This window comes from Nitrospinota bacterium, assembly GCA_029881495.1.
In the GTDB taxonomy this organism is placed as follows: Bacteria; Nitrospinota_A; UBA7883; order JACRGQ01; family JACRGQ01; genus JAOUMJ01.
Map to the genome: position 1 here is coordinate 1 of JAOUMJ010000055.1, position 3,578 is coordinate 3,578.

Consider the following 3,578-nt stretch of genomic DNA (forward strand, 5'->3'; position numbering starts at 1 on the left):
AGGCGCAGCGGTGATGGCGCTTTGCGCGGGTGAAGAGATACCGGAATCGGCCGAAAAACGTTTTCAATTCGCGAAGATACTTCTCGACCGCGCGCTGGCGCTTGGCATGAGGAGAGAAGATATTGTCTTCGATTGTCTGGCGGTTGTAGCTTCCGCAATGCAGGAGGGCGCGCGGGAGACCCTCGTTCTTGTTAAGAGGATACGGGAAGAGCTTGGCTGTTCCACAACGCTTGGCATTTCCAATACGTCGTTCGGCTTGCCGGACAGACCGTCGATTAATAACCACTACCTCGCAATGGCGATGGGTGAGGGGCTGGATGCCGCGATTGTAAATCCATACTCGGCGGGGATGCACAAGGCTGTCGCTTCAGCTTCCATATTTACAGGAAGAGACGAAGGGTGCAAAAGCTATATCGAATTTGCCACCCATTATGAATCAGGGGACGGAACTGACGAGCTAAGAAAAATTTCCGGCTCGGAAGAGGAAGTTGCGCCGAAAAAGAAGATGACCACAAGGGAAGAGGTTTTTTCCGCAGTCCTTGAAGGGGAGAAGGATTCTATCCACGCTCTTATCAATAGGGCGCTTGAAGAGAAGATACCTGCACTTGAACTATTTATGGATATCATGACCCCGGCTATAAGAAAGCTGGGTGACCTTTTTGGCGAGAAAAAGAAATTCATTCCGCACCTTGTCGCTTCCGCAGATACTATGAAGAAGGGTATGTCGATACTCACGCCGATACTCCTCTCCGGCGGGACGGTTGAGAAGAAAGGCACGATTATCTTTGCAACGGTAAAAGGTGACGTGCATGATATAGGGAAGAACGTATGCTGCATAATGCTGGAAAATTTCGGCTGGAAGGTTGTCGACCTCGGGCGCTCGGTGCCGATGGAGGAAATCTTTGAGGCGGCGGAAACACATAAGGCCGACATACTTGCACTGTCGGCGCTCATGACGACGACGATGATAAGGATGCCGGAAATAATAGATGAAGTTAAAAAACGTAACCTCCCTTACAAGGTTATGGTAGGGGGCGCGGTTGTCACGAAGTCGTTCGCTGACGAGATAGGGGCGGACGGATATGGCAAGGATGTTGGCGGTGTGGCAGAGCTCGCGGAGAGCCTTCTTGTGAAATGAAAAGCATGAAGTTTTTTCCGATAGCTGTTTTATCGGTTATGTTTTTTGCGTGCGCCGATTTTTCCGCGTACAGGTACTATCATGTTTACTCAATGGTTGAGCCTTCAAATAATTATGCGGGGATGCACGAGGATTCCAATCTCGCGTTCCGGTTTGATATCTCGGAGAAAAAGATCAAGGCATTCATTACGAACAAGTCAGGCTCGGATGTGAAACTGAAATGGTCCAGCGTGAAGTATGTCGACTACAAGGGGATGTCACACAAGATTGCCAACAATGAAGTTCTCTTTACAAGCAGAATGGATAAGGCGAAGGATACTCTCCTTACTGCCGGAACAACGGAAGAGAATGTTATCGTCCCTATCGAAAATGTGGAGAAACTGGATGAGCAGTGGACCTGGTCGATAGTTCCTTTCTTTGACCAGGAGACAGACGCGGCTCTGCTTAATAAGGATAAAACCTTCGCGGTAGTTTTTCCTGTATCTTTGGCAGGAGAGGAAAAGACCTACCGGTTTGAATTCAAGGTCGCCGAAGTAATCCCCCACCGTTACCACAACCCGCGATAGCCAAACGCCCGACATCCTGGAGAGTTGGCATTACGGATAGTCGAAGGGAAGATAACAGAAGGGAGAAAAGTAGTTGTTACTTCAAAGGATGGAACTATCCGGTTTGAAGAGGGGGTAGCCACCCCGGCATACGTCTAGGCAGTCATACGGATATGCTCGACCTTCATGCAGCGGTTTTGCACTACTTCAATTCCGGCTGAAGATACTATTTTGCTCGCTTCGTTATTCACTACGCCGATCTGAAACCAGACCGCTTTTGGTTTATTTGCCATACCAACGATATCGTTTGCCAGCGCCGGGAGAGTAGACGGTTTTCTGAACACATCAATTACATCTACCTCGAATGGGATTTCGGCGAGTGAGTGGTAGCACCTTTCACCAAGAATTTCATCGGCTGTCGGATTTACCGGGACAATTCTATATCCATGCTTCTGCATGTAAGCGGCAACCATATGGCTGTCCCTCTCCTGTTTTTTGGAGATGCCGACGATGGCAATGGTTTTGTAGGAGGTGATAACCTTCTTTATCAGTTCCGGATCGTTTGGGTGGTCGGGGAATTCACAGCTCTCGGACTCTTCATCACTCATCATTTCTTTTTTCCTATTCAGTTAATTTCTGTTTTAATCCAGCTCGCTGATTTTTTTATTCAGCTCCGCAGCAAGATTTTCGGGGGGCGGTATTTCATCACTTCTCTTGAAGATCTCCAGTGTCTTCCTCAATGATTTTAAAACCATAAGGCATGGCGGACAGTTTTGAAAATGGTTTTCCAGCCTTTTTTGCGTGCTGTCATCGAGTTCTTTATCAACGTAATCGGACATTTTGCCGAGTAGCTCAACGCATTCCCCTTTTTCATGGCTATGCCCTTTGCAACCGTTTTCGGTATCTGTCGTCATCTCACCCTTTCATTCAGAAACCAGCCGGGACCAAGAGCGATAAATGATATAGCCTACTGGCTGTTCGTAATCGCTTCCAGAATGTCCTTTATCTGTAGTTTCCTTATTTTAATCTCGTGTACCCGTTTATGGTCATCTTCGGTCATCGATTTCAGCTTATTCAGTTTTTCCGTCTCTCCTTTTAGATACAGATATTCGTCATAAAGTTCCCGAAAATCTTCATTATCCTTGTAAAGAGAATCAAATGCTGGATTTTGCTGAATTGAAGTTAACATTTTCTAGCCCTCCAAAGTTAATGGGTAGTTTTTGATTGAACCGCGGTGCATGTAATTTGGTTTGATACGATATATGTCGCTCTGTACATTTGCCAATGCCATTTTCTCTGCAAGTAAACCGACCCCCGCCGATGTGGAAAAGCAAAAATTGCTTTCCATAATGCCAACGCCAGAGAGGCTTAATTGTTCCCTGTAAACCTCAGCCCCGTCACCCAGGGTGAGTGTGTTGGCCTCCGCTTCCTTTGCAATTTCACTGATTTCCGCTACGCGATCAGGCGAAAGACGTTCCAGCTCTCTCCCGTTTTTTTTAAATGAAGCGAAGTAGGCGTTCTCCTGTCCCGCATCCAGCATTGGAATGATCGTCCCGGGGCCGGAATGGCAGGAGGAGAGAGCTATAGCCTCGAGCGTGCTAACTCCATAAACCGGAATGCTTCGTGAAAGACATATCCCGCTCAAGGTAGCGAGGCCGATACGTATACCGGTAAACGAGCCTGGTCCAACAGCGATACCGAATCCGTCAATATCCTGAATTTCACCATGATTGCGTGAAAGAAGTTTGTCTATCATTACCAGAAGTGTACGGGAAAACGACTCTGGCGAGCTGGATTCTTCCTGATCCACAACTTCATCATTCGCAACAAGAGCGACGCTCCCCTGACGAGTGGATGTATTAACTCCTACTATTATCATCCTGCCTTATTCTAGC

The 3,578-nt window shown here is 47.5% G+C and carries 6 protein-coding genes; 2 read left to right on the plus strand and 4 right to left on the minus strand.

The features are described 5' to 3' along the window. Both OEY64_13100 and OEY64_13105 read left to right on the plus strand, forming a co-directional pair. Positions 1 to 1,138, plus strand: a 1,138-nt coding sequence (locus OEY64_13100) for a cobalamin-dependent protein (GenBank protein ID MDH5543880.1), incomplete at its 5' end; no start/stop codon positions are given. Continuing rightward, the gene (locus OEY64_13105; GenBank protein MDH5543881.1) at positions 1,135 to 1,704 is read left to right on the plus strand and encodes a hypothetical protein; all 570 of its coding nucleotides are present in this window, start codon (positions 1,135 to 1,137) and stop codon (positions 1,702 to 1,704) included. The genes OEY64_13100 and OEY64_13105, both read left to right, overlap by 4 nt. 134 nt (positions 1,705 to 1,838) lie before the next feature. Here the strand turns inward: OEY64_13105 and OEY64_13110 are convergent, their stop codons facing one another. From OEY64_13110 to tsaB, 4 genes are read right to left on the minus strand one after another with little or no spacing between them, the layout of a single operon-like run. Then, positions 1,839 to 2,294 (minus strand): CoA-binding protein, encoded by a 456-nt coding sequence (locus OEY64_13110; GenBank protein MDH5543882.1) that lies wholly within the window; start codon positions 2,292 to 2,294, stop codon positions 1,839 to 1,841. A 30-nt stretch (positions 2,295 to 2,324) separates the two neighbouring features. Next, positions 2,325 to 2,597, minus strand: a complete 273-nt coding sequence (locus OEY64_13115) for an anti-sigma factor (GenBank protein ID MDH5543883.1) — start codon at positions 2,595 to 2,597, stop codon at positions 2,325 to 2,327. Positions 2,598 to 2,650: 53 nt separating this feature from the next. Beyond that, positions 2,651 to 2,872 carry a hypothetical protein gene (locus OEY64_13120; protein ID MDH5543884.1) on the minus strand — a complete coding sequence of 74 codons (222 nt, stop codon included), beginning with the start codon at positions 2,870 to 2,872 and terminating at the stop codon, positions 2,651 to 2,653. 3 nt (positions 2,873 to 2,875) lie between these two features. Next, entirely contained in the window at positions 2,876 to 3,562 is a 687-nt protein-coding gene (gene tsaB / locus OEY64_13125) for a tRNA (adenosine(37)-N6)-threonylcarbamoyltransferase complex dimerization subunit type 1 TsaB (protein MDH5543885.1), read from the minus strand. Positions 3,563 to 3,578: the final 16 nt, after the last annotated feature.